Source organism: Pseudomonas sp. MWU13-2100 (assembly GCF_023242365.1).
In the GTDB taxonomy this organism is placed as follows: Bacteria; Pseudomonadota; Gammaproteobacteria; order Pseudomonadales; family Pseudomonadaceae; genus Aquipseudomonas.
On record NZ_JALLIX010000110.1, the window covers coordinates 1 to 1311 of the forward strand.

The window sequence follows — 1311 nt, forward strand, 5'->3', positions numbered from 1 at the left end:
TGTCTAGTCCTGAAATAGGTTGACACCTGTTTCACTCAAAACGCCCGATGCACCGCATCGGGCGTTTTGTATTTCAAGGACAAATGCGGCCGCTCTCCGTTGTAGATCAGGACCGATTCATCCACCATTTTCTTCGCCTCTGCCAAGTCCCTCGGGCGATGCAACAGGAACTCGGTCTTCAAAATTCCGTTTACCCGCTCAGCCATAGCGTTCTGATAGCAGTCATAACCATCCGTCATCGAGCAGGTAATGCCGTGCCTGATGTGCAGGTGTTGATAAAGATCAGAGCAGTATTGGGCACCACGGTCTGAGTGATGGATCAGTGCCTGCTTGGTTTTCCGCTCTGCAACGGCGTTCTTCAGCGCTCTGATCACTGACTCTGTGTGCAGGCTTTCATGCACATGATGGCCCACTATTTTTCGCGAGTAAGCGTCGGTTATCAGGCTCAGGTAAGCCACGCTTTCTTGGGTGGGCAGGTAGGTTATATCCGCAACCCATACCTGTTCAGGCCCGTTGGCAACGACTTGGTCCGGACCTGCTTTGAGCAGATTAGGATGGCGCCGAAAGCGATGATGGCTATGGGTCGTCTTGTGATAAGCCCGCTTGCGTGGGACCAGTTCGCGCACCTCTCGCAAGATTGCAAACAAGCGGTCCCGCCCTACCTGCAACACCGTTTCTGCTTCGCTATGCAGTAAATGGTGCAGCTTGCGCGTTCCGAGCCTTGGCTGGCGTCGCCGCTTTTCCATGACAAAGTCCACTACCTGCTGATTGCGGCTGAGCCGCGCATCGTAAGCCCGATTGCGCTTGTAATAGGCCTGACGAGAAATTCCCATGAACAGGCAAGCCCTGGTGATGCTCAGGCCTTCGATTTGCCCCTGTGAGAGGACTTGCCGGGTCGCTTTTTTACGACGGAAATACCGTAGTCGTTTTTCAGAACATTCACGACGGCTTCGAAAAACTGAGCCTTCTGGTTGCTCAGCGTAAGCTGTTCTTCAAGCTCTTTGATTCGCTGCTCGGGCGTCAGCGGTAGAGTTGGCTCGGCCATGGATCTGGTCCTCAACACTCGAATAGACGCGCCTTGGCTCCAATCCTGCCGACCATGCTTGCGTAGCCACACCAACACCGTAGACCGGCCTTGGATGCCATAGCGCCGTTGAGCTTCTTTATAACTCAACTCGCCTTTTTCGACCTGATCGACGACCGACAATTTAAAAGCCAGCGTGTAATCCCGCTGACTGCGCCTTTTGCTTGAATCCATTACGTCCTCCTGAAAAAAGGTCAGAAGGTGTAAACCTTATTCAGGACGGGACA

General features: G+C 53.3%; 1 protein-coding gene. It reads right to left on the reverse strand.

Annotated elements, in window-relative coordinates:
- Nucleotides 1–35 precede the first annotated feature (35 nt).
- Nucleotides 36–1258, reverse strand: a protein-coding gene (locus M5B99_RS29545; protein WP_248807447.1) for an IS3 family transposase whose coding sequence is annotated in 2 segments (ribosomal slippage) — nt 36–907 and nt 907–1258 — 1224 coding nt in all. Because the reading frame shifts where the segments join, the coding sequence is not laid out codon by codon here.
- Nucleotides 1259–1311 lie beyond the last annotated feature (53 nt).